At 70.2% G+C, this 20,776-nt stretch carries 18 protein-coding genes; 5 read left to right on the top strand and 13 right to left on the bottom strand.

Translation table 11 applies throughout. The features are described from left to right. Positions 1-26: 26 nt before the first annotated feature. From typA to ASF57_RS12200, 7 genes are all read right to left on the bottom strand, one after another. Positions 27-1,847, bottom strand: a complete 1,821-nt coding sequence (gene typA, locus ASF57_RS12230) for a translational GTPase TypA (protein ID WP_056178778.1) — start codon at positions 1,845-1,847, stop codon at positions 27-29. Between the two features lie 155 nt (positions 1,848-2,002). After that, complete coding sequence (locus ASF57_RS12225; protein WP_056483631.1) at positions 2,003-3,319, bottom strand: MFS transporter; 1,317 nt, start codon at positions 3,317-3,319, stop codon at positions 2,003-2,005. Positions 3,320-3,448: 129 nt separating this feature from the next. Continuing rightward, on the bottom strand, positions 3,449-4,900 hold the full coding sequence (locus ASF57_RS12220) for a hypothetical protein (protein ID WP_056483628.1): 1,452 nt from the start codon (positions 4,898-4,900) through the stop codon (positions 3,449-3,451). A gap of 165 nt (positions 4,901-5,065) precedes the next feature. Next, positions 5,066-6,382: an ArgE/DapE family deacylase gene (locus tag ASF57_RS12215; protein ID WP_056483625.1), complete on the bottom strand. Its 1,317-nt coding sequence runs from the start codon at positions 6,380-6,382 to the stop codon at positions 5,066-5,068. Between the two features lie 51 nt (positions 6,383-6,433). Beyond that, positions 6,434-6,772 carry a DUF3325 domain-containing protein gene (locus tag ASF57_RS12210; RefSeq protein ID WP_056178768.1) on the bottom strand — a complete coding sequence of 113 codons (339 nt, stop codon included), beginning with the start codon at positions 6,770-6,772 and terminating at the stop codon, positions 6,434-6,436. Further along, positions 6,769-8,307 (bottom strand): PepSY-associated TM helix domain-containing protein, encoded by a 1,539-nt coding sequence (locus ASF57_RS12205; RefSeq protein ID WP_056483622.1) that lies wholly within the window; start codon positions 8,305-8,307, stop codon positions 6,769-6,771. Before ASF57_RS12205 ends, ASF57_RS12210 begins: the two co-directional genes overlap by 4 nt. Continuing rightward, on the bottom strand, positions 8,304-8,642 hold the full coding sequence (locus tag ASF57_RS12200; protein ID WP_244476921.1) for an iron transporter: 339 nt from the start codon (positions 8,640-8,642) through the stop codon (positions 8,304-8,306). The genes ASF57_RS12205 and ASF57_RS12200 overlap by 4 nt, the downstream gene beginning before the upstream one ends. A 397-nt stretch (positions 8,643-9,039) precedes the next feature. On the opposite strand from ASF57_RS12200, the gene minC reads away from it, so the two are divergent. Next, positions 9,040-9,705, top strand: a complete 666-nt coding sequence (minC, locus tag ASF57_RS12195) for a septum site-determining protein MinC (protein ID WP_056178765.1) — start codon at positions 9,040-9,042, stop codon at positions 9,703-9,705. 166 nt (positions 9,706-9,871) lie between these two features. Beyond that, on the top strand, positions 9,872-10,858 hold the full coding sequence (locus ASF57_RS12190) for an EamA family transporter (protein WP_056483620.1): 987 nt from the start codon (positions 9,872-9,874) through the stop codon (positions 10,856-10,858). Positions 10,859-10,902: 44 nt separating this feature from the next. Here ASF57_RS12190 and ASF57_RS12185 read toward each other — a convergent pair whose 3' ends face one another. Together ASF57_RS12185 and ppk2 are read right to left on the bottom strand one after the other, a co-directional pair. Next, positions 10,903-11,697 (bottom strand): enoyl-CoA hydratase, encoded by a 795-nt coding sequence (locus ASF57_RS12185; protein ID WP_056483614.1) that lies wholly within the window; start codon positions 11,695-11,697, stop codon positions 10,903-10,905. Between the two features lie 119 nt (positions 11,698-11,816). Then, positions 11,817-12,734: a polyphosphate kinase 2 gene (gene ppk2 / locus ASF57_RS12180; RefSeq protein WP_056178756.1), complete on the bottom strand. Its 918-nt coding sequence runs from the start codon at positions 12,732-12,734 to the stop codon at positions 11,817-11,819. Positions 12,735-12,900: 166 nt separating this feature from the next. Between ppk2 and ASF57_RS12175 the strand changes: the two genes are divergently transcribed. After that, positions 12,901-13,029, top strand: coding sequence for a hypothetical protein (locus ASF57_RS12175; RefSeq protein WP_055945825.1), 129 nt, complete (start codon positions 12,901-12,903; stop codon positions 13,027-13,029). A gap of 19 nt (positions 13,030-13,048) precedes the next feature. Here ASF57_RS12175 and ASF57_RS12170 read toward each other — a convergent pair whose 3' ends face one another. After that, positions 13,049-14,689 (bottom strand): ABC-F family ATP-binding cassette domain-containing protein, encoded by a 1,641-nt coding sequence (locus tag ASF57_RS12170; protein ID WP_056178753.1) that lies wholly within the window; start codon positions 14,687-14,689, stop codon positions 13,049-13,051. Positions 14,690-14,813: 124 nt separating this feature from the next. Further along, on the bottom strand, positions 14,814-15,998 hold the full coding sequence (locus tag ASF57_RS12165; RefSeq protein WP_056179936.1) for a patatin-like phospholipase family protein: 1,185 nt from the start codon (positions 15,996-15,998) through the stop codon (positions 14,814-14,816). Between the two features lie 426 nt (positions 15,999-16,424). Between ASF57_RS12165 and ASF57_RS12160 the strand changes: the two genes are divergently transcribed. Further along, positions 16,425-17,546 carry a histidine kinase dimerization/phosphoacceptor domain -containing protein gene (locus tag ASF57_RS12160; RefSeq protein ID WP_056178750.1) on the top strand — a complete coding sequence of 374 codons (1,122 nt, stop codon included), beginning with the start codon at positions 16,425-16,427 and terminating at the stop codon, positions 17,544-17,546. Further along, entirely contained in the window at positions 17,543-17,986 is a 444-nt protein-coding gene (locus tag ASF57_RS12155; protein ID WP_056483611.1) for a response regulator, read from the top strand. Before ASF57_RS12160 ends, ASF57_RS12155 begins: the two co-directional genes overlap by 4 nt. Before the next feature lie 273 nt (positions 17,987-18,259). On the opposite strand, the gene ASF57_RS12150 is transcribed toward ASF57_RS12155, so the two are convergent. Next, a complete protein-coding gene (locus tag ASF57_RS12150) occupies positions 18,260-20,116 on the bottom strand; it encodes an ABC transporter ATP-binding protein (RefSeq protein WP_056483608.1) in 1,857 nt (618 codons plus the stop codon). 146 nt (positions 20,117-20,262) lie between these two features. Then, the gene (locus tag ASF57_RS26935; protein WP_244476920.1) at positions 20,263-20,760 is read right to left on the bottom strand and encodes a hypothetical protein; all 498 of its coding nucleotides are present in this window, start codon (positions 20,758-20,760) and stop codon (positions 20,263-20,265) included. Between the last annotated feature and the right edge of the window lie 16 nt (positions 20,761-20,776).

Here is a 20,776-nt window from a genome sequence, read left to right as displayed (position 1 = left end):
CACAAGTGGGTTGTGACTGGGGTCGCTTACGCGACGCCGCCCGAGCGCTCGAAGCGCTTGCGCTCGTTGGGGTCGAGGTAGGTCTTGCGCAGGCGGATCGACTTCGGCGTGACTTCCATCAGCTCGTCGTCCTGGATCCAGGCGAGCGAGCGCTCCAGGGTCATGCGGATCGGAGGGGTGAGGCGCACGGCCTCGTCCTTCGAGGTGGTGCGGATGTTGGTGAGCTTCTTGCCCTTGAGCACATTCACCTCGAGGTCGTTCTCGCGGTTGTGCTCGCCGATGATCATGCCCTGATAGACCTTGGCGCCGGGCTCGATCATCATCGGGCCGCGATCTTCCAGGTTCCACATGGCGTAGGCCACGGCCTCGCCCTTGTCGTTCGAGATCAGCACGCCGTTGCGACGGCCGGGCATCTCGCCCTTGTAGGGCTCGTAGGCCTTGAACAGGCGGTTCATGATCGCGGTGCCGCGGGTATCGGTCATGAGCTCACCCTGGTAGCCGATGAGGCCGCGGGTGGGCGCATGGAAGACGAGGCGCAGGCGCGAGCCGCCCGACGGCTTCATCTCGATCATCTCGGCCTTGCGCTCGGACATCTTCTGCACGACGACGCCGGAATACTCCTCGTCGACGTCGACCACGACCTCTTCGACGGGCTCGAGGACGTTGTCGTTCTCATCCTTCGAGAGCACCACGCGGGGACGCGAGACGGCGATCTCGAAGCCTTCGCGGCGCATGGTCTCGATCAGGATGGCGAGCTGGAGTTCGCCGCGGCCCGAGACGAAGAACGAATCCTTGTCGGCCGCCTCCTCGATCTTGAGCGTGACGTTGCCCTCGGCCTCCTTGAACAGGCGATCGCGGATCATGCGGCTCGTGACCTTGTCGCCCTCGGTGCCGGCCAGCGGCGAATCGTTGACGATGAACGACATGGTGACGGTGGGCGGATCGATCGGCTGGGCCTGGATCGGGGTCTCGACCTGCGGGTCGCAGAAGGTGTCGGCCACGGTGCCCTTCACGAGGCCCGCGATGGAGACGATGTCGCCAGCCTCACCCACGTCGATGGGCGCGCGCTCCAGACCGCGGAAGGCCAGGATCTTCGAGACGCGACCGGTCTCCACCAGCTTGCCGGTGCGGTCCATGACCTTGATGGCCTGGTTCGGCTTGACGGTGCCGGACGCGATGCGGCCGGTGATGATGCGGCCGAGGAACGGGTTCGCCTCCAGCAGGGTGCCGAGCATCCGGAACGGACCCTCCTCGACCTTGGCCTGGGGCACGTGCGCGAGCACGAGGTCGAACAGCGGTGCGAGTCCCTCGGTCTGGTCGCCGTCGGGCGCCGTCGCCATCCAGCCGGCGCGGCCGGACCCGTAGAGGATCGGGAAGTCGAGCTGATCGTCGGTGGCGTCGAGCGCCGCGAACAGGTCGAACACCTCGTTCACCACCTCGGTGATGCGGGCGTCCGGACGATCGACCTTGTTGATCGCCACGATCGGCTTCAGGCCGATCTTGAGGGCCTTGCCGACCACGAACTTGGTCTGGGGCATCGGGCCTTCGGCGGCATCGACGAGCACGATCACGCCGTCGACCATCGAGAGGATGCGCTCCACCTCGCCGCCGAAATCGGCGTGGCCGGGGGTGTCGACGACGTTGACGCGGGTGTCCTTCCAGACGACCGAGGTCGCCTTGGCCAGGATGGTGATGCCACGCTCCTTCTCGAGATCGTTCGAGTCCATGGCGCGTTCCTCGACGCGCTGGTTCTCGCGGAACGATCCGGATTGCGACAGCAGCTTGTCGACGAGCGTCGTCTTGCCGTGGTCGACGTGGGCGATGATGGCGATATTACGAAGCTTCATGGGGTATCCGAAGCGAGAAGAGCCCGTCACGCGACGGGCCGCAGGAGGCGGCCGGCTACGCCGGGTCACGGGATCGAGCTATCGCGTCGCAATATAAGGTGTGGGCCTCCGGGGCAAGGGGCGACATCCGCCGGGCGCGGCATGCCCCTCCCCCGTCAGGCGCGGGCGGTTTCCGCGCGCAAAGCCCGGACCCGGTAGCGGCCGAGCGCCGTGACGCACACGAACGAGATCGCCGCGAGGGTGGTGCCGAAGGCGGCGATGGGCCACCAATGGCCCTGGAAGCGTTCGGCCAGGAGGGTGCCGACGATCGGCGTGAGCCCGCCCGCAAGGGCGCCGCACACCTGATAGGCCACGGAGATCGCGGTGTAGCGCACCCGCGTGGGGAAGGCGCCGGCCACGTAGCCGGCAATGACCGCGTAGAAGGTGGCGCTGCCGAGCACGTTGAGGGCGAGGCCGAGGGTCAGGGCCGGCACAGAGCCCATGTCGACCAGGAGGAAGAGCGGATAGGGCGCCAGCATCGCCCAGATCAGGGTGCCCTGGAGGAACAGGCGCTCGTTGCGAATCAGCTCCGCGATCCGCGCGCCCACCGGCGTCATCACGAACTGGACGCAGGCCGCCACCAGCAGCGCGTCGAGGATCGTGGCCCGGGGCAGGCCCAGATACTGGGTCGTGTAGGTGATCATGAAGGTGTTGAAGAGGTAGACCGAGCCGATCGCGAAGGTGTTGGCGCCGGCCGCCAGGGCCAGCGGCGTCAGGCTGGTGGCCAGAACCTCGCGAATCGGCGCCGGCGCCGGGGCGGCCCGGCTGCGATCCGCCTCGAAATCCGGTGATTCGCCGACGCCCAGGCGGATGAACAGGCCGACGAGGAGCAGGACCACGCTGACCAGGAACGGCAGGCGCCAGCCCCAGGCCAGGAAGCGCTCCGAATCCATGAGACCGGCCAGGCGGAAGGCCAGCAGCGACAGGATCTGCCCGGCCGAGCTGCCGAGTTGGGCGAACGACGCGAAGAAGGTCGCGCGCCCCTTCGGCGCGTGCTCGGCGGCCAGCAGCACCGCCCCGCCCCACTCGCCGCCGACCGCGATCCCCTGGAGGATGCGCAGGCCCACGAGGGCGATGGGCGCCCAGATCCCGATGCTGGCATAGGTCGGCAGCAGGCCGATGCCGGTGGTGGCCAGCCCCATCATCACCAGGGTGACCACCAGGGCCTTCTTGCGCCCGAGCCGGTCGCCGACATGCCCGAAGATCAGTCCGCCGAGGGGCCGGGCGAAGAAGCCGACCGCGAAGGTGCCGAAGGCCGCCAGGGTCGCCACGAAAGGCGTCGCCTCGGCGAAGAACAGCGGCCCGAACACCAGGGCGGCGGCGGTGCCGTAGATGAAGAAGTCGTACCACTCGATGGTGGTGCCGACGAAGGCCGCGATGGCGGCCCGGGCCGGTTGGCGCGGCGCGGGATCGGGTCTCGGGGTCGCGGACATGGGGTGGTCTCCCGGGCGAAGGAGCGGGGCGGCCGGACGGACCAGCAAGCCCCGGACCGCGCCGCGCGGTCAGGGCCTCGGCCCATCCTGAAGCCCCGCTCGACCGGATGCGCCCGGGTCCCTAAGCCGCTACTTCGCCGCCACGGGCCGCACCGACCACGTCGCCCAGTAGACCGGGCGGCCGAAGACGCTGGAACCGTTCGCGCCGCCCGGCCCCGGCGCCACCCGGTCGAGCCACGTCAGGAACCCGGCCTTGGCCTGATAACTCGTCGGGGTCGCGAGATTGCCGTAGCGGTCGGTCATCCAGAAATGCTGGCTGCGGCCGAACCGGCCCGAGCCGTCGCCGCCCGAGCGCAGGCCGAGATAGGCGGTGGAGCGCATGATCGCCTGCGGTTCCGAGAACCAGGTCAGTCCGGCCAGGGACCCCAGGGCGAGGTCGGCGCTGTACTGCACGCAGATATCGGCGACGGGGCCGTCCATGGTGTTGGCGGGACGGTTGCAGCGGTAGGCCACCACCCAGCGGTCCATGTCCCGGGCCTTGGCCACCCGCATCAGGCTCTGGGCCGGCAGCGGCTCCGCGATGGTGCGGGGCGCCGACCACACGCGGTCGGCGGTGAGATCGCGGCTGGTGCGCAGGTAGAGGCCCATCCGCCGGCTGGCCATCGGCGCCCCGCAATCGGAGGGCAGCACGTCGGTGTAGTAGTAGTGATAGACCTGATCGACCACGCTGATGGCGCCGACGAGGTCGGTGCGGTCGAGGCCCTGGCCGGCGCAGTTGCCGAGGACGGGGGCGCCGGTCTCGTCGAGGACGGCGCTGGGGCCCGGCGCATCGGCAGCAGCCTGCGCGCGACTGCGGCGGCCACGCCGTGACCGGCCCTCTGCTCGCTCCTGCGCTCGCCCTTCCGCCCGCCCCTCGCCGAACGGCATCCAGGCGATGCCGTCCAGGCTGCGGCTGCGGATGTCGAAGCGGGTGAAGTCCAGGGTGCGGGCCTGGAGCAGCGCGTGCCGCTGGCCGGATTCGGTGGGCACGGCCGCGAGGAAGAACACGTAGGTGTAGGCGTCCCCGCCCCAGGCGCGTCCGGCCACGGTCATCGGATGGCGGGCGGCGATGCCCTCCTCCGTCGGCACCGGCGCGGGGGGCGCTTCCGCCCGGCCCCGGCCGCCGCGGCGACGCCGCTCCTGGCTGCGCGCGACCGTGCGGGCCATCTCCCACAGGCGGGCCTGCGTCGGCGGCATCGCGGTGGCGAGCTGCTCCGGCATGGCGCCGGAGCGGATCGAGCCGCCGTCCAGGGCCTCGGTGGCGCGCCGCGGCGCGCAGGACTCGGCCTCACCGCGCCTGGATTTCGGGGCGGCCAACGGCGTCTCGGCCTGGTAGACGGCCTGGAGCGGCCCGGTGGCGGGCGTCGTCCGGACGAGCTGGACGCTGCCGGCCGATTCACAGGCGCGGGGGGTGAAGAATACGCCCTCGGCCTCGCCGCCCCGGCAGATCTCCAGGGTGCCGCCGCCGGTGACGTAGCAGCTGGTATCGGTGGTCTGCGCCGCCGCCCCGGAGATGCCCAGCGCCGCCATCAGGCCGGCCAACAGAGGCGCCGACGCGCGGCGATGGGCGCCGGACGGCGCGGCGGGTGGGGAAAAACGCTGATGTGTCACGGGCCTTAGGGGTAGCGCGCCGGGGCCTTTCGGCAAGGCGGCGACCGGGTGCCATCCACATCGCGTTGCGTCACGTTTTCGCGGATGCGGCTCGGGTCAGGGCGCGGACCGGCGCTCCGTCCCGCACCATTCGGCGATGAACAGCGCCATCGCGGTGGTGATCCGCTGGACCGAGGCGAGGCTCACGCGCTCGTCGAAGCCGTGGATGTTCTGACTGATCGGGCCGTAGCAGAGTGCGGGCACCCGGTCGTAGAGCGCGTAGACGCGGGTATCGAGATAGCTCGGCGACATGAAGCTCTCGAGGTCCCGGCCGGTCGCGGCCCGGTGCGCCCGCCCCAGCACCGCCTCCGCCTCGGAGCCCTCCGCCAGGGCGTAGCCCTCGGCGAAGAAGCCGTTGAAGGCGATCCGGGGCGGGGTGTTCGACAGGAAGGCGTCGTCGCGGGCGAAATCGGCCACCGCCTGCTCCACCGCGCGGGCGGCCTCCGCCGCCGAGAGCCCGGGATACAGGGCGATGCGGCAGTCGATCCGGCACCAGGCCGGCACCGACGAGGCCCAGTCGCCGCCCTCGATCCGGCCGACATTGAGGTTGATGGCGTCGGGCTGGTCGGCGAAGTGGGGATGGGCCGCCTTCTCGGTGTTCCAGCGCGCCTCCAGGGCCCGCAGGGCGCCGATCACCCGATAGGTGGCGTCGATGGCGTTGGCCCCGGCCCCCATCTCGCGGACATGGACCGGGCGGCCGCGCACCTCGACGGTGAACCACAGCACGCCGACATTGGCGCGCACGAGCTTCTCGTCCTCGGGCTCCGGGATCAGGACCGCATCGGCGCGGTAGCCGCGCAGATGGGTCATCAGGGCGCCGTTGCCGGTGGATTCCTCCTCCACCACGGATTGCAGGGTCACGGTGGCGGCCGGCTGCAGCCCGAGCCGCGCCAGGGCGTCAAGGGCGAACAGGTTGGCGGCATGGCCCGCCTTCATGTCGGCGGCGCCGCGCCCGTACATCCAGTCGCCATCGATGACCGGCTCGAAGGGCGGGTGGGTCCACAGATCGGCCGGCCCCGGCGGCACCACGTCGACATGGGCCTGGAGGATCAGCGAGCGCCCGGTCTCGGCCCGCGGCCGATGGATGCCGACCACCACGGGCGCCCGGGAATGCGTCTCCGACAGCGCGCCCCCGCCCGGATGGGCGGCGAGCGCCGCCGCGTCCATGGCGAAGCGATCGATGGCGTAGCCGCGGTCGCGGAAGGCGCGGAACACGAAATCCTGGATCGCGTGCTCGGCCCCGCGCGTCGATCCGAACCGCACCAGGGCCTGGGTGTGGGCGACCTGCTCGGGAAACCCGGCGGCGACGGCCTCGGCGATGCGGGCGGCCAAATCTGGGTCGAGCGCGGGGCTGAGAGCGGGATCGGGGGGCATCGGCTCTCCTGCGCGGCGACGGATCGCGTCAGGATAGCGGGGCCGGGGCGATCAGGCGAGGAGCACCGCCGCCAGGGCCAGCGGCAGGGCGAGCAGGGCGGCCGGGCGAATCCAGGCGGGCCGGTAGGACACCAGCGCGACCACCAGAAGGGCCGCGCCGGTGAGGGAGCCGATCCACTGCACGGGTCCGAAATTCCAGTCGGAGGTCAGGATGGCGGCCGCGAAGGACACCGCGATCACCGCCCATCCGGCGAGGCGCAGGCCCCGCGCGCGCGTCCGGCTCTGGCCCCGCCCGGCAATGGCCCGATGGTGCCGGTCCATCGACAGGCACAGCGCAGCGAGGCCGGCGAAGCTCAGGGCGAGGTTCAGGGCGATGGAGAGCGGAGTCATGCTTTGACGAGACCTTTGGGCGCCAGACCGCCGGCGGGGCGGGCCGCTCGGGCGGCCGCGCGACGACCTTCGTAGAGGGAGACCGCCCGGGCCCCGAGCGCCAGGACGAGGCCGAGCCCCAGCATCGCGGCATCGAAGGCCAGGAAGTCGAAGCCACGATCCGTGGTCAGGGCACCGACGATGGGCACGGCGCCGAAGAGGAGCCCGGCGGACAGGCCCATCTCGACCCAGGCCCGTCGGTGCGGCCGGGCCAGGGGCACCAGGGCGGCGAGCGCCCAGGCGCCGAAGAACACGCCGCCCTCCCAGGTCGCCCGGTGGGCGAGGTCGACGGGCAGCAGCCGGTTGGCGAGGAAGAACGCCGCCATCCCGATGGGCAGGCCCAGGATCGTGCCGATGTTGAGGCCGCGCACGAGGCGCAGGCCGAACCGGGGCGCCTCGCCGGCCTTCGGCATGCGGGCGACGCTCCACAGGACGAGACCGGTGGCGATGGTGGCCGCGCCCATCAGGCCGCAGAGGAAGAACAGCGCCCGCAGGACGGGGCTGGCGAACTGCGCCTCGTGCAGGCCCATGAAGCTGGTGAAGACGTGCGCGGCCGGCTTCATCGTGCCCACCCGCTCGACCACGGCGCCGGAAACGGCATCAAAGGCGATCTGCGGATGCTGGTGGGCCAGCCCGTGCGGCTCCTCGAACACCGCGACCACCGTGGCGCCGGCGTCGCGCGGGTTGTTGACGATGACCATCTCGAGGGGCTCGGACACCTCGCCCTGGGCGCGGGCCAGCAGCGGCGCCAACGGCAGGGCCTCGGCCGGACGGCCGGCGGCCGGGCGCCAGGTCGTGCTCTGGGCGGATTCCACGAAGAAGCGCAGGTCGTCGCCCTTGTAGGCGGCCGTCACCCCCCAGGGCATGTACATCAAGCCCAGCGTGACGATGCCCGTATAGGTGATCATCAGGTGGAACGGCAGGGCGAGCACGCCGGTGACGTTGTGGGCGTCGAGCCAGCCGCGCTGGGCCGACTTGTCCCGTCGGAAGGTGAAGAAGTCGGCGAAAATGCGCCGATGCGTGACGATGCCGGAGATCAGCGCGACGAGCAGGATCATGGCCGCCCCGCCGACGATCCAGCGGCCGAGCGTCGGCATCATCTGGAGTTCGTAGTGGAAGCGGTAGAAGAAGTCGCCGCCCTGGGTGTCCCGCGCCCGGGTGGGGGTTCCCGTCTCCCGATCGAGCAGGGCCTGGCCGAGGGGCGCCTCCAGGCTGTCCATCCAGTAGACGCCGATCACCGGGCGATCGGGCTGCGGCACCGAGACATACCAGGCCATGGCCTTCGGGGCATGCGTCTTCAGGTAGGCGATCCCGCGTTCGGCGGCGGGGATGGGGTCGGAGGGTCCGGCGCGCAGTTCCGGCCGCATCCACAGCGAGATGTCGGCACGGTAATAGGTGGCGGTGCCGGTCACGAAGACCGCGAACATCACCCATCCGGTGACGAGGCCGGCCCAGGTGTGGAGCCAGGCCATGGATTGGCGGAACCCCGGCCTCATGCGGGCGGCCCCGCCGCGACGAGACCGAGGGCGACCCACAGGCCCACGCCGACGAGCGCCATGGGAATTCCGAGTCCGATCGCGGCGCGCAGCAGGGTGCGGGCGGCGAAGACCCAGATGACGGCACCGGCCAGGATGGCGAAGCTGAGCAGTGTGGCGGTGGCCACCGCCTCCGAGCGCACCATCGGCAGGGTCAGAGACAGGAACGCGGTGGCGAGCGCCGCCAGGGCGTAGCCGCCGAAGGCTGCGAGCACCACGCGCCCGGCCACGGCTGCGCGGTAGCGCCAGCCTTGTCGCGCGCGGACCCTGTCCAGGGAAGCGGAACCATCAACCACGGGCAGTACCTTCGAGACGCGCGCGGGGCACACCCGCAAGATCAGGCAAGAGCGGCAGTCCCGGCCGTGCCAAACCTGCCGGCCGACCCCCGGATGTCGCGAGGATTTGCTCCGCTATAGCGATCCTCGTCTTGAGCCTGCAAACGCTATGTTATGGAATCATTCCAATTCGACATTCAAACGCTGCAAGAGGCGCGACATCCTCAAAGGTCTGGGATGGAACGGCGTCGGAAATCGTGTTGACGGACCGCAGGTCGCGCCCTGTGCCCCCGGAACGCGGGTTAGGATAAGGTGGCGATCAGCGCCCGCTTTCCGCGAACACCGCCCGAGAACAAGACACCCGATCGTGACCGCAAGCTCAACACGTCCCCCGATCCGCTTTCGCGGCCGTTCCTTCATGGCCCTGGTGCTCGCCCCGGTGCTGCCCGTCTCCGAGTGGCTTGCCGAACTCGACGCGCTGGCCCGGCGCTCGCCCGCCTTCTTCGTCGGGCGCCCGGTCATCCTCGACGTGGCCGGACTCGGGCTCGAACGGGAAACCCTCGTCGCCCTGGTGGCCGATCTCGCCGCCCGCGACGTCGCCGTGATGGGCATCGAGGGAGCCGATCCGGGCCAGCTCGGCGCCGGCCTGCCGCCGCCCCCGGCAGGGGGGCGTCCGGTCGACGCGGTTCCCACCCCGGAGGCGACGCCGGACGCCGAGGCGGACGCGCCGGTGATGCCGTCGGCGCCGGCGCCGTTCCGCTCGCTCATCCTCGATGCCCCGGTGCGCTCCGGCCAGACCATCCTGCACCTGGAGGGCGACATCACCGTGATGGGCTCGGTGGCCTCGGGCGCCGAGGTGATCGCCGGCGGCTCGCTCCACGTCTACGGCGCCCTGCGCGGTCGGGCGATCGCCGGGGCGGCGGGCAACCCGGACGCCCGCATCACCTGCCGCAAGTTCGAACCGGAACTCATCGCCATCGACGGCCTGTATCGCACGGCCGATGATCTCGGCCCGGTCCAGCGCGGCCTGCCGGCCCAGGTCCGGCTCGAGGGCGACGCGATCAAGGTGGCGGGCCTGGAATAGCCGCGGCGAGGCGGCGCAGCGGGGCGGGCCGTGCGGGCCTGTTCCACACGGATAACGGGCATCGATCGCACGCGCGCCTCTTCTGGATTGCGGAGCAAGGAACGGGAGGCGTGCCGGCGCGGCGCGTCGTAGGCGGGAGCAGGATCAAGTCGGAAGGACCTCCGCCGTGCCCCGCTCCGTCCCTCACACCCTGTCCGCGCCCGAGTGGGCGATGCTGCTCGCCCTGTCGGTGCTCTGGGGGGGATCGTTCTTCTTCACCGGTATCGCGCTCCAGGCGCTGCCGCCCTTCACCCTCGTCGTCCTTCGGGTCGGCGTGGCGGCCCTCGTCCTCAACCTCGCCCTGCCGCTCACGGGATCGCGCCTGCCCCGCACGCGCGCGGTCTGGACAGCGTTCGCCGGCATGGGGCTCTTGAACAACGTTCTGCCGTTCTGCCTGATCGTCTGGGGACAGACACACATCGCCTCCGGGCTTGCCGCCATCCTGAATGCGACGACGCCGCTCTTCGCCGTTGCGGTGGCCCACCTGTCGACCTCGGACGAACGGATGACGGGCAACCGGCTCGCGGGCGTTCTCGTCGGCCTGGGCGGGGTTGCGGTCATGATTGGGCCTGCCCTGCTGACCACTCTCGGGACGAACGTCCTGGCGCAGATCGCGGTTCTGGCCGCAGCCCTCTCCTACGCGGTGGCGGGCGTCTTCGGGCGCCGCTTCAAGCGGATGGGCGTCCCGCCGGTCGCAACGGCGGCAGGGCAGGTCACGGCATCGACGCTCCTGATGCTCCCCATCGCCCTCGTGGTGGATCGGCCGTGGACGCTGGCGATGCCGGGTCTGCCGGTCTGGGGGGCCGTGCTGGGCATCGCCACCCTGTCCACCGCCCTGGCCTACGTGCTCTATTTCCGCATCCTGGCGACGGCGGGAGCGACGAACCTGCTGCTCGTCACGTTCCTGATTCCGGTCTCGGCCATCCTGCTCGGCACCCTGGTGCTGGGCGAGCGCCTGGATCTCCGGCACTACCTCGGCATGGCCCTCATCGGCTGCGGCCTTGCGGCCATCGATGGTCGCCTGTTGAGACGTGATTGCCTGTCGCGATTTGGTCGACCGCAGCCAGGCAAGCCTTCCGATCCTCCCGGGGTCGATCTGGGGCGAGACATCTGAACGGTCCGTTGGGCACGGGCGCGGATCGGCTGCGATCGCCGTTCCTACCGGCCGGTCCAGTTCGGCGGCCGCTTGGCCAGGAAGGCCTCCATGCCCTCGCGAAAATCGGCGCTGGTGTAGCAGAGGCGGATGAGGTCGTCGCCGGGACGCTCGGCCCCCGTCGCATCCTCGCCCTGGAGGCGCCGCAGGCCCTCCTTGGTCGCCCGCAGGGTGAGCGGCGCGTGGCCGGCCATCAGGGTCGCGAGGTCCGTGGACCGCGCCGCCAGCGCGTCGGCATCGGCCACCACTTCACCGACGAGCCCGATGGCCAGCGCCTCCTCGGCGCCGACGAGGCGGGCGGTGAAGATCATGTCCTTGACCCGGGCCGGGCCGATCAGGGCCGAGAGCCGGCGCAGGTTGCCGAGCGAGAGGCAATTGCCGAGGGTGCGGGCGATGGGAAAGCCGAGCTTGGCGTCGCGGGTGGCGATGCGCAGGTCGCAGGCGGCGGCGATGGCTGCGCCGCCGCCGGTGCAGGCGCCGGCGATCGCCGCGATGGTCGGCACCGCCAGCCGCTCCAGCGCGCCCATCACCCGGTCCATGAAGCGCTCGTAGTCGATCGCGTCCTGGGCGGTCTCGAAGCTCCGGAACTGGGCGATGTCGGTGCCCGCCGCGAAGGCCTTGGCCCCCGCGCCCGTGATGATCAGCGCCTTGATGCCGGTATCGGCCTCGATCCGGGCGCAGTGATCGATCAGCCCCTGGTACATGCCGAAGGTGAGGGCATTGCGCGCCTGCGGCCGGTTCAGCGTCAGGCGGGCGATGCCGCCCTCGGCCGTGAAGAGGAGTTCGTCGGTGCTGGTCATGCCGGATACCTGGACGGGGGCTGGACGGAGGACTGGCGGGCGAGAGGCGTGGAAGCGTCCCACACCCTCTCGCCCGGAGCACTCGGTCCGGGCAAGCGGCCGGCTTCGAATCAGCGTCCTCAGAACACGGGCGGCACGAACATCGCGGCCGGAACCGGGTGGCGGATGTAGTCCTCGTGGCGCTCGCGATCCGGCAGGTGCACGGGCGGATGCTCAACGTCGCCGTAGGGAATCTGCGCCAGGAGGTGGCTGATGCAGTTGAGACGGGCGCGCTTCTTGTCGACGGCCTCGACCACCCACCACGGCGCTTCCGGGATGTGGGTCCGGGCCAGCATGTCCTCCTTGGCCTTGGTGTAATCCTCCCACCGGCGGCGGGACTGCACGTCCATCGGGGACAGCTTCCACTGCTTCAGCGGATCGTGGATGCGCATGTTGAAGCGGAATTCCTGCTCCTCGTCGGTGATCGAGAACCAGTATTTCAGCACCACGATCCCCGAGCGGGTCAGCATGCGCTCGAATTCGGGCACCGAGCGGAAGAACTCCTCCACCTCGTCGGGGGAGCAGAAGCCCATCACGCGCTCGACGCCGGCGCGGTTGTACCAGGAGCGGTCGAACAGCACGATCTCGCCGGCGGCCGGCAGGTGCGAGACGTAGCGCTGGAAGTACCATTGCGTGCGCTCGCGCTCGCTCGGGGCGGGCAGCGCCGCGACCCGGCAGACGCGCGGGTTCAACCGCTGGGTGATGCGCTTGATGACGCCGCCCTTGCCGGCGGAATCGCGGCCCTCGAAGATCACGACGACGCGCAGCTTGTGGGCCTGGACCCAGTCCTGCAGCCGCACCAGCTCGTGCTGCAGCCGGAACAGCTCGCGGAAGTAGACCTTGCGGTCGAGGCCGGGCGGACGGGCTGGCTGCCCGAGTTCGTCGGCCAGGCGCTCCAGGCGCTCGTCCTCCATCTCGAGTTCGAGTTCCTCGTCGAAATCGTCCGCCACCTCGCGGCGGATCGCCTCGACCTCCGCTGCCCGCTGCGCGCTGTCCATGCCCGACCCCAGACCCTGCCGTGGAAACCGAGGGGCTTAGATCACGGTTGTATGACAGGCCGGATACGGGCTGGCGACCCGGAGGGAACGTCCGCCGGCCCCTGCGTGTTGATGGTCAAGCTGCGCCGTTCCTGCCCGGCGCCCCACATCGCAAGAGGGTCACACCATGAGCCTGATCGGACGCATCGTCACCAAGCTCCTCGGCAACGAGGACCGTCCCGTGGTCCGCGACGACCGCAACTACGATTCCGGCACACCCCTCGGCCGCCTCGTGACCAAGATCCTCCGGAAGTGAAGCCGGCAAGCCGGGCGGCTCAGGCCGCCCGGCGCTTGGACTTCTTGTCGCGACCCGGCTTTTCGCGGCCCTGCCCGGGCGCGCGCTGACCGGCGCGGGTCCGGTCGAGCACGAATTTCGCGTAATCGTCCATGTCCCCGGCAAACGGCTTGACCGTGTTGTCGGCCGCCAGCCACAGGCGATCCGCCACCAGCTCCATCAGCGAGCGATCGTGGGTGATGAGGATGACCGCCCCGCCGTAATCGTTCAGCGCGTCGAGGAGCGCCCTCCGGCTGTCGATATCGAGGTGGTTGGTCGGCTCGTCCAGAATGAGCAGGTGCGGCGCCTGCATGGCCACGAGGTTGAGGAGCAGGCGCGCGCGCTCTCCTCCCGAGAGCGCGTCCACCGTCGTCTCCTGCTTGTCGAAGCCGAGCCCGAAGCTCGCGAGCTTGGCGCGCCTCCCCGATTCGCTGTCGTCGGGACGCTCGCGCCGGATTATGGCGAGCGGGGTGTCCTTCGGGTCGAGGGCCTCGATCTGGTGCTGGTGGAACCAGCCGACCTGCACCCGCCCTTCCCGCACCATCCGCCCGTCCCGCACCTGGAGCGCGCCCGCCGCCATCTTGGCGAAGGTCGACTTGCCGGCGCCGTTGACCCCGAGCAGCCCGATGCGGTCGTCGACGTCGAGGGTCAGGTTGAGGTCGCGCAGGACCGGCGCATCGTCGCCGTACCCGATGGTGGCGTCGGTCAGGTGCATCAGCGGCGGCGCCAGGGGGCGCTTCGGCGAAGGCAGGTGGAACGGCGCCACGTGCTCCTCGATGGTGGTGGCGATCGGCTCCAGCTTGGCGAGGCGCTTGACGCGGGACTGCGCCTGCGCGGCCTTCGAGGCCTTGGCCTTGAAGCGGTCGATGAAGCTCTGCAGATGGGCGCGCTCGGCTTCCTGCTTCTGCTTGGTCGAGGCCTGGAGACGGGCCTTCTCGGCCCGGCGCTTCTCGAAATCGTCGTAGCCGCCGGTATAGAGTTCGAGCTTACCCCCGGCCACGTGCAGGATCGCGTCGACCGAGTTGTTGAGCAGCTCGCGGTCGTGGCTGATGATCAGGGCCGAGTGCGGATAGCGCTTGAGCCGGGCTTCCAGCCAGAGGGCGCCTTCGAGATCGAGGTAGTTGGTCGGCTCGTCGAGGAGCAGCATGTCCGGCTCGGCGAACAGCGCCGCCGCGAGGGCCACGCGCATGCGCCAGCCGCCGGAGAACTCCGCCATCGGACGGGTCAGGTCCTCCACCGAGAAGCCGAGGCCGGCCAGGATCTCGCCGGCCCGGGCCGGGGCCCGGTCGGCATCGATCTCGATGAGGCGGGCATAGATCTCGCCCAGGCGTTCCGGCTCGGCGGTCTCGAGTTCGGTGTTCAGCGCATCGCGCTCCACGTCGGCCGCCAGGATCGTGTCGATCAGGCTGACCGGGGTCGCGGGGTGTTCCTGGTCGACGGAGGCGACGCGGGCGGTCTTCGGCAGCAGGATGGCGCCGCCGTCGGGCTGCAGCTCGCCCAGGATGATCTTGAACAGGGTCGATTTGCCGACGCCGTTGCGACCGACGAGCCCGACCTTCGAGCCGGGCGGCACCGCCACGCTGGCACGGTCGAAGAAGCGTCGGCCCCAGGCGCTGAAGGTGAGGTCTTCGATCTGGATCATTGCGGGGGGGCTCGCCGGGGGCGCGGGCACCGAATGAACCCTGACGCGATGCCTTCGCTCTATCGCAGCGCACCATGGAGCGCGAGGGGGGCGGCACGCATCCGACCCCCTCGTGCGACGCGCATTACTGGGCCGCGACCACCGACGCCTTCACCAGGGGCGCGACCGGCACGGTCTTGCGCCAGAATGTCCCGGTGCGGCCGGTCTGGTACCCGGTCTCGTACAGGCTGCGCATGTAGCCGGTGTCGAAGCCGCGCGCCGTCGAGGTGTTGGGCGCCGATTCATCGATATAGGCGAGGTTGAAGCCGATGCCGTTGCCGCGGGTGAAGGCGTAGGTCGAGGCCAGGGTGGCGCGGCTGCGGGCGCGGCTGGCGGTGGTGAACGAACGCTCGACGATGGAGAGCGTGTTGTTCTGGGCGAGATCGAATTCCGGCTCCAGGCGCCCGTTGATGATGACGTAGATGTCCGACTTGGCGCCCGCCTTGAAGCGGGCGTCGCGCAACAGGAACGATTGCGGCAGGGTGAACACCGGCGTCACCACCGAGCCGTCGACATGCATCTCCTGGAAGGTGCGCTGCGCTGCCTGGACGTCGATGAGCTGGGGCGGGAACACGGCCGGGATGCTGGCCGAGGCGGTGAGCACGTCCGTGAACAGGTCGAGGGCGGCCGGGCCGCCGCTGGCCGCGATGGCGCCCATGTTCCAGATCACGGCGCGCTGGGCGTCGAGATTCGTCGTCACCACGAGGAGGCGCCGGCCCTTGGCGTGCTGCGCGGCGATGGCCGTGAGCAGGTCCGGCGTGACGTAGCGGCGCACGAGGTCGCGCAGGCGCCCGTCCCCGAACAGGCCGGAGCCGAACAGCACGTTGGCGAAGCTCGGCGACTGCACCAGGGTCGAGGCGATGCCGCTGGTGTAGATGTCCTTCAGAATGGCGTCGTATTCCGGCCCGACGAACGCGAAGGGCGCGATCAGCGCGCCCGTGGAGACGCCGGAGACCAGGGAGAACTCGGGACGCTTGCCGGATTCGGTCCAGCCGTTCAGCAGGCCGGCCCCGTAGGCCCCGTCGCCGCCGCCGCCCGAGAGCGCCAGGTACGCGAACGGAACCCGGCTGTTCTCGGGCCGCGCCGACATCTCGGTGAAGGTCTTTTCCGAGGCATCCGCGTAGGCGCGGACATTCGGATCGAGCCCCGGCAGCACGGCGGCGGCGGCCTCATCGGCCGTATAGGGAATGCGCGGCGTGGAGCCACAGGCTGCGAGCTGTCCGGCCAGGAGCAGGGCAAAGCCCGCCCGAGCCCATCGGAGACGACGCATGTTCGAGATGTCCACTGCCAGAATTCCGGAGGCCCAACCCCGGGGTAATCCTAGCACGGGAAAAGCAGCTTGGCAGTTGTCGTCTTGCGGCCAAGCCTCGCGACAGATGCGGGGTGTGGCATTCGCGCAGCAATCCGAGCGCGTCCGCCGACATTCGCCACGCGCGCGTGCGGAAAACCGCGATCCCGGCGCGCGGGGATGTCAAATGAACTTCCAAGGGGCGAAGCCGTTGGAGCACCGTACGGCAGCGGTTGTCCGCCGCCGTGGTGATCCGACGTCCCTATTACCATCGTGAAGCCTGCCCACGCCGACTGATCGCCCCGCGCGGGTCAGCCGTGTCGCCCGCATGCCGTCGACGGTCGTGACGAGGTCGGCGCGGGCGGGAAGGCCCCACGGGTCAGCGGGACGAGGACGAGGCGAGAGACGATGGAACGAGACGACGCGTGGCACCTCACGAGCGACCTCAGGGTCGAGGGCGGCAAGGGCGATCCCTTCGCCGCCGCGATCCGTGCCACCCGTATGGCGATGATCGTCACCAACCCGCGCCTCGACGACAACCCGATCGTCTTCGTCAACGACGCCTTCCTGCGTCTCTCGGGCTATGAGCGCTCCGAGATCATGGGGCAGAACTGCCGTTTCCTGCAGGGGCAGGACACCGACCCGAACGCCATCGGGCAGATCCGGGCCGCGGTCGATGCCCGGCGCGACATCGCCATCGACATCCTGAACTACCGCAAGGACGGCAGCCCGTTCTGGAACGCGCTGTACATGAGCCCGGTGATCACCGAAGGCGGGGACCTGCATTTCTTCTTCGCCTCGCAGCTCGACGTCACCGACCGGGTCGACGCGCAGATGCGGACGCAGAACGAGAAGGAGCATTTCGAGCGCGAGGTCGCGCGGCGGACGCGGGAACTGTCCGATGCCCTGGCGGCCAAGACCATGCTGGTCCACGAGGTCGACCATCGGGTGAAGAACAACCTGCAGATGGTGGCCTCACTCCTCACCATGCAGACCCGCAGCATCACCGATCCGACGGCCCGCGACGCGATGAAGTCGATGCTCACGCGCGTCGAGGCGTTGGGCACGGTGCACAAGCGCCTGTACCAGTCGCGCGACGTGGAGCGCTTCGACGTCGCGGAATTCACCCGGGAACTCGCCACGGACCTCGTGCGCGGCTCGGGCCATGCCGGCATCACCCTGCACCTGGACCTGGAGCCCGTGGAGGTTCCGGTCGAGAAGGCGCCGCCCGTCGCCCTGATGATGAACGAACTCATCACCAATGCGCTCAAGCATGCCTTCCCGGGCGACCGGCCGGGTCGCCTCTCGATCCGCGTCCATCCCGACGGTCGCTTCTTCGGCATCCGGATCGTCGATGACGGCATCGGCATGCCCCCGGACGTCGTGGGGGCGCGCTCCTTCGGGAAGCGCCTGGTGGAGAGCCTGGCGCGCCAGTTGAATGCCAGCCTGACCTGGCAGCCGGGCCATCCCGGGACCCTGATCGAGATCCGCCTGCCCCGCGAAACGCCGGGCGCAAAGGACAGCACGTGAGCGAGCCCCTGCGGGTCCTGATCGCGGAAGACGAAGCGCTCATCCTGATGCAGCTGGAGTTTCTCGTGGAAGATGCCGGCCACATCGTGGTCGGCACCGCCGCGACCTCCGACGAGGCGATCCGGGTCGCCCGGGAGACGCGGCCGGACCTCGTCTTCGTCGATCTCCAGTTGCGGGGCGGTTCGTCCGGCATCGACATCGTCCGGGCCCTGCGCAACGAAGACGCGATAGTCCTGATCTTCGTCACGGCCAACGCCCAGCACATCCCGGATCATTTCGAGGGTGCGGCCGGCGCCATCCCGAAGCCCTTCACCGAAGCCGCGATCTTCGACACGATCGCATATTTCAGCGAATGCGTGCGCAGCCCGCCGCCCCGCGCCCCGCAACCCCTCGGCCTCTCCCTCGCACCGGCCTATCTGGCGAGCCTCGGCGGCGCGTGAGCGACATCTGACGTTCCGACCCCGCACCGAAGGTGCGGGAGGAGTGCCTTGGGGACTCCAGCCCTTCACCGCGAACCTTATTACCCTCAATGGCGCCGGATTTTTCCCCTTGTTCGGTCATACGGCGCCGTTTCATCAAGTCTGAAAGCAGACCGTCCGACCGTCTGCACGGGGCCGGCGGCAGACGGTCCCAGGCGTTCAGAGTTTGCCCACCCGTTCGCCCCCGCGGCCGGCGGGAGGGTGGCCGAATGTCCGCACGCCGGTCACATCGCTTCAGCGGTAGCCGGCCGCCTGGAGCTCGAACAATTCGGCATAGCGGCCGCCGAGGGCCTGTAGCTCGGCGTGGCTTCCCGATTCGATGACCGTTCCGCCATTGAGGACGAGGATGCGGTCGGCCATGCGGACGGTGGAGAAGCGGTGCGAGATCAGCACCGCCGTGCGCCCGTGGCTCAGTTCGCGAAAGCGCTGGAACACCTCGAACTCGGCCCTGGCATCGAGGGCGGCCGTGGGCTCGTCGAGGATCAGGATCTCGGCCTCACGCATATAGGCGCGGGCGATGGCGATCTTCTGCCACTCGCCTCCCGAGAGGTCGACGCCCTCGGCGAAGCGCTTGCCCAGGGGCTGGTCGTACTGGAGCGGCAGCCGCCCGATCACCCCGTCGGCCAGGCTGCGGCCGGCGGCCCGGGTGACCCGCTCGTCATCATCGCGCGCATCGATGCGGCCCACCGCGACGTTCTCGCGGGCGGTGAAGCTGAAGCGCACGAAGTCCTGGAAGATGACCCCGATCCGGCTGCGCAGGTCGTCGAGATCGTAGGCGGAGAGGGGCAGGCCGTCGAGGAGCACGCGGCCTTCCGTCGGGTCGTAGAGCCGGGTGAGCAGCTTCACGATGGTGGTCTTGCCGGCGCCGTTCTCGCCCACCAGGGCCAGCACCTCGCCGGCCGCCAGATGGAAGCTCAGGTTGCGCACCGCCCAGGTTTCGGTGCCGGGATAGCGGAGGCCGACCGCCTCGAAGACGATCCCGCTCCGGATCGGGCGCGGCAGGGGCGCGGGGATCGCGGGCGAGCGGATCGCCGGCACCACCCCGAAGAACGAGAACAGGTCGTCGAGGTACTGCGCCTGCGCGGCGATCTGCGAGAAGCCCAGCAGCAGGCCCTCGATCAGGCTGCGCAGGCGCTGAAACGAGCCGGCCAGGAAGGCGAGATCGCCGATCGAGAACTGTCCCGCGGCCGTGCGCCAGACGATGGTGGCGTAGGCGAGATAGTAGGCCAGCGTCCCCAGGGCGGCGAAGGCCCCGCCCCAGCCGGCCCGGCGCAGGGCCAGGGCGCGGTTGTCGGCCACGAGCTTGGTGGCGAGTCCCTGGTAGCGCTCGGCGATGTAGCCGTTCAGGCCGAACAGCTTCACCTCCTTGGCGGATTCGACGCTGGCACCGAGGAAGCGCAGGTAGTCGATCTCGCGCCTCTCCGGCGTGCGCGTCCAGGCCAGGCGGTAGCCCTCGCGGTTGAAGTAGGTCTCGTTCAGGAAGGCCGGCACCAGGGCGACCACGAGCAGCAGGATCAGCCAGGGCGCGAAGGCCACGAGGCCGAGGGCGAAGGCCACCAGGGTGATGAGATCCTGGCCCTGGCCGAAGAGCTGGAACAGAAGGTTCGAGCGGCCCGTGACCTGACGGCGCGCCCGCTCCAGCTGGTCCTGCTGCGTGCTGTCCTCGAACTGCTCGAGGTCGAGATCGGCGGCGTGGCGCATCAGCTTCAGGGTCGCGGCATTGCCGTAGAGGTCGGCCACCAGCCCGTCGACGAGGGTGCTGGCCCGCCCCAAGAGGTCGGCCAGGATGGCGAGCCCGAACTCCGCCGCCACCAGCAGGGCGAGGTGCCGGAGGGCCGGATCGGCCAGCCAGGCTTCCGGGCCGAGGCCGCCCGGGTGGGGCCGGGCATGCTCGGCCACGATCGCGTCGAGGATGAGCTTGGCGAGGTAGAGCATGGCGACGGGCAGGCTCGCCCGCGCGAGGCGAAGGCCGAGGCTCGCCATGAGCAGGCGGGGACTGGCGGCGTAGACCAGGCGGAACAGGGCCGGCACGTGGCGCAGGGCGCCGAGGCGTGCGGTCCACGCGGAGGGAAGGGCAAGACGGTCGAGCATCGAGCGGGACCATGACCGGGACCGATGCCCCCGTCGATCCCGTTCGCGTCGCGTCCAGGCCGCGTCCGTGTCGCAGCCGGAGGCCCTAAGCTCTTGAGGACAGAGGGTTCGACGGCGAGACTTAACTTTGCGCCCTATGGTAGTCGTCACCGAATGTTCACCAAGGCGAGGCCGCCCACGATGCTCAGCGGTTCAGCGATCCTGCGGGTCGGCATACTGATCGTGGTGGCGGCTGTCCTTGCCGGGATCATCCAGTTTCTCCGGCCGCATGGGGACGGCGCGACCGAAACAGCGACCGAGTCTTCGGCCGAGACGCGGACCGTGACTCCGCCGCCCTCCGTCGGGAAGGCCGGAACCCAGGCGGTGGTCCCACCGGCGGTGACGCGGCCGGTAAGCCCTGTCGTGCCGGCACCCGCGCCGCAGGCATCGCCCTTGCCCGCCGCGCCCTTGCCCGCCGCGCCATTACCACCAGCCCCGACCACGGCGCCGATGGCCGCCCCGGCTCCCACTCCAACCGCCGACGCGCGGATGCCTGCCTCGCCGCCTGCCTTTCCACCTTCCTCGCCGCCCGCCTCACCCGCGCCCGGCCGCAGCAACGGGGACCCTGCCCGCCCGGCGTCGCCGATCACCGGCGAGCAGGCCATCGACAACGCCGCCGAA

Origin of the sequence: Methylobacterium sp. Leaf117 (assembly GCF_001422985.1) — a bacterium.
Taxonomy (GTDB): domain Bacteria; phylum Pseudomonadota; class Alphaproteobacteria; order Rhizobiales; family Beijerinckiaceae; genus Methylobacterium.
The sequence above is the reverse complement of the archived record's forward strand: the minus strand, read 5'-3'. Positions and strand labels throughout refer to the sequence as shown.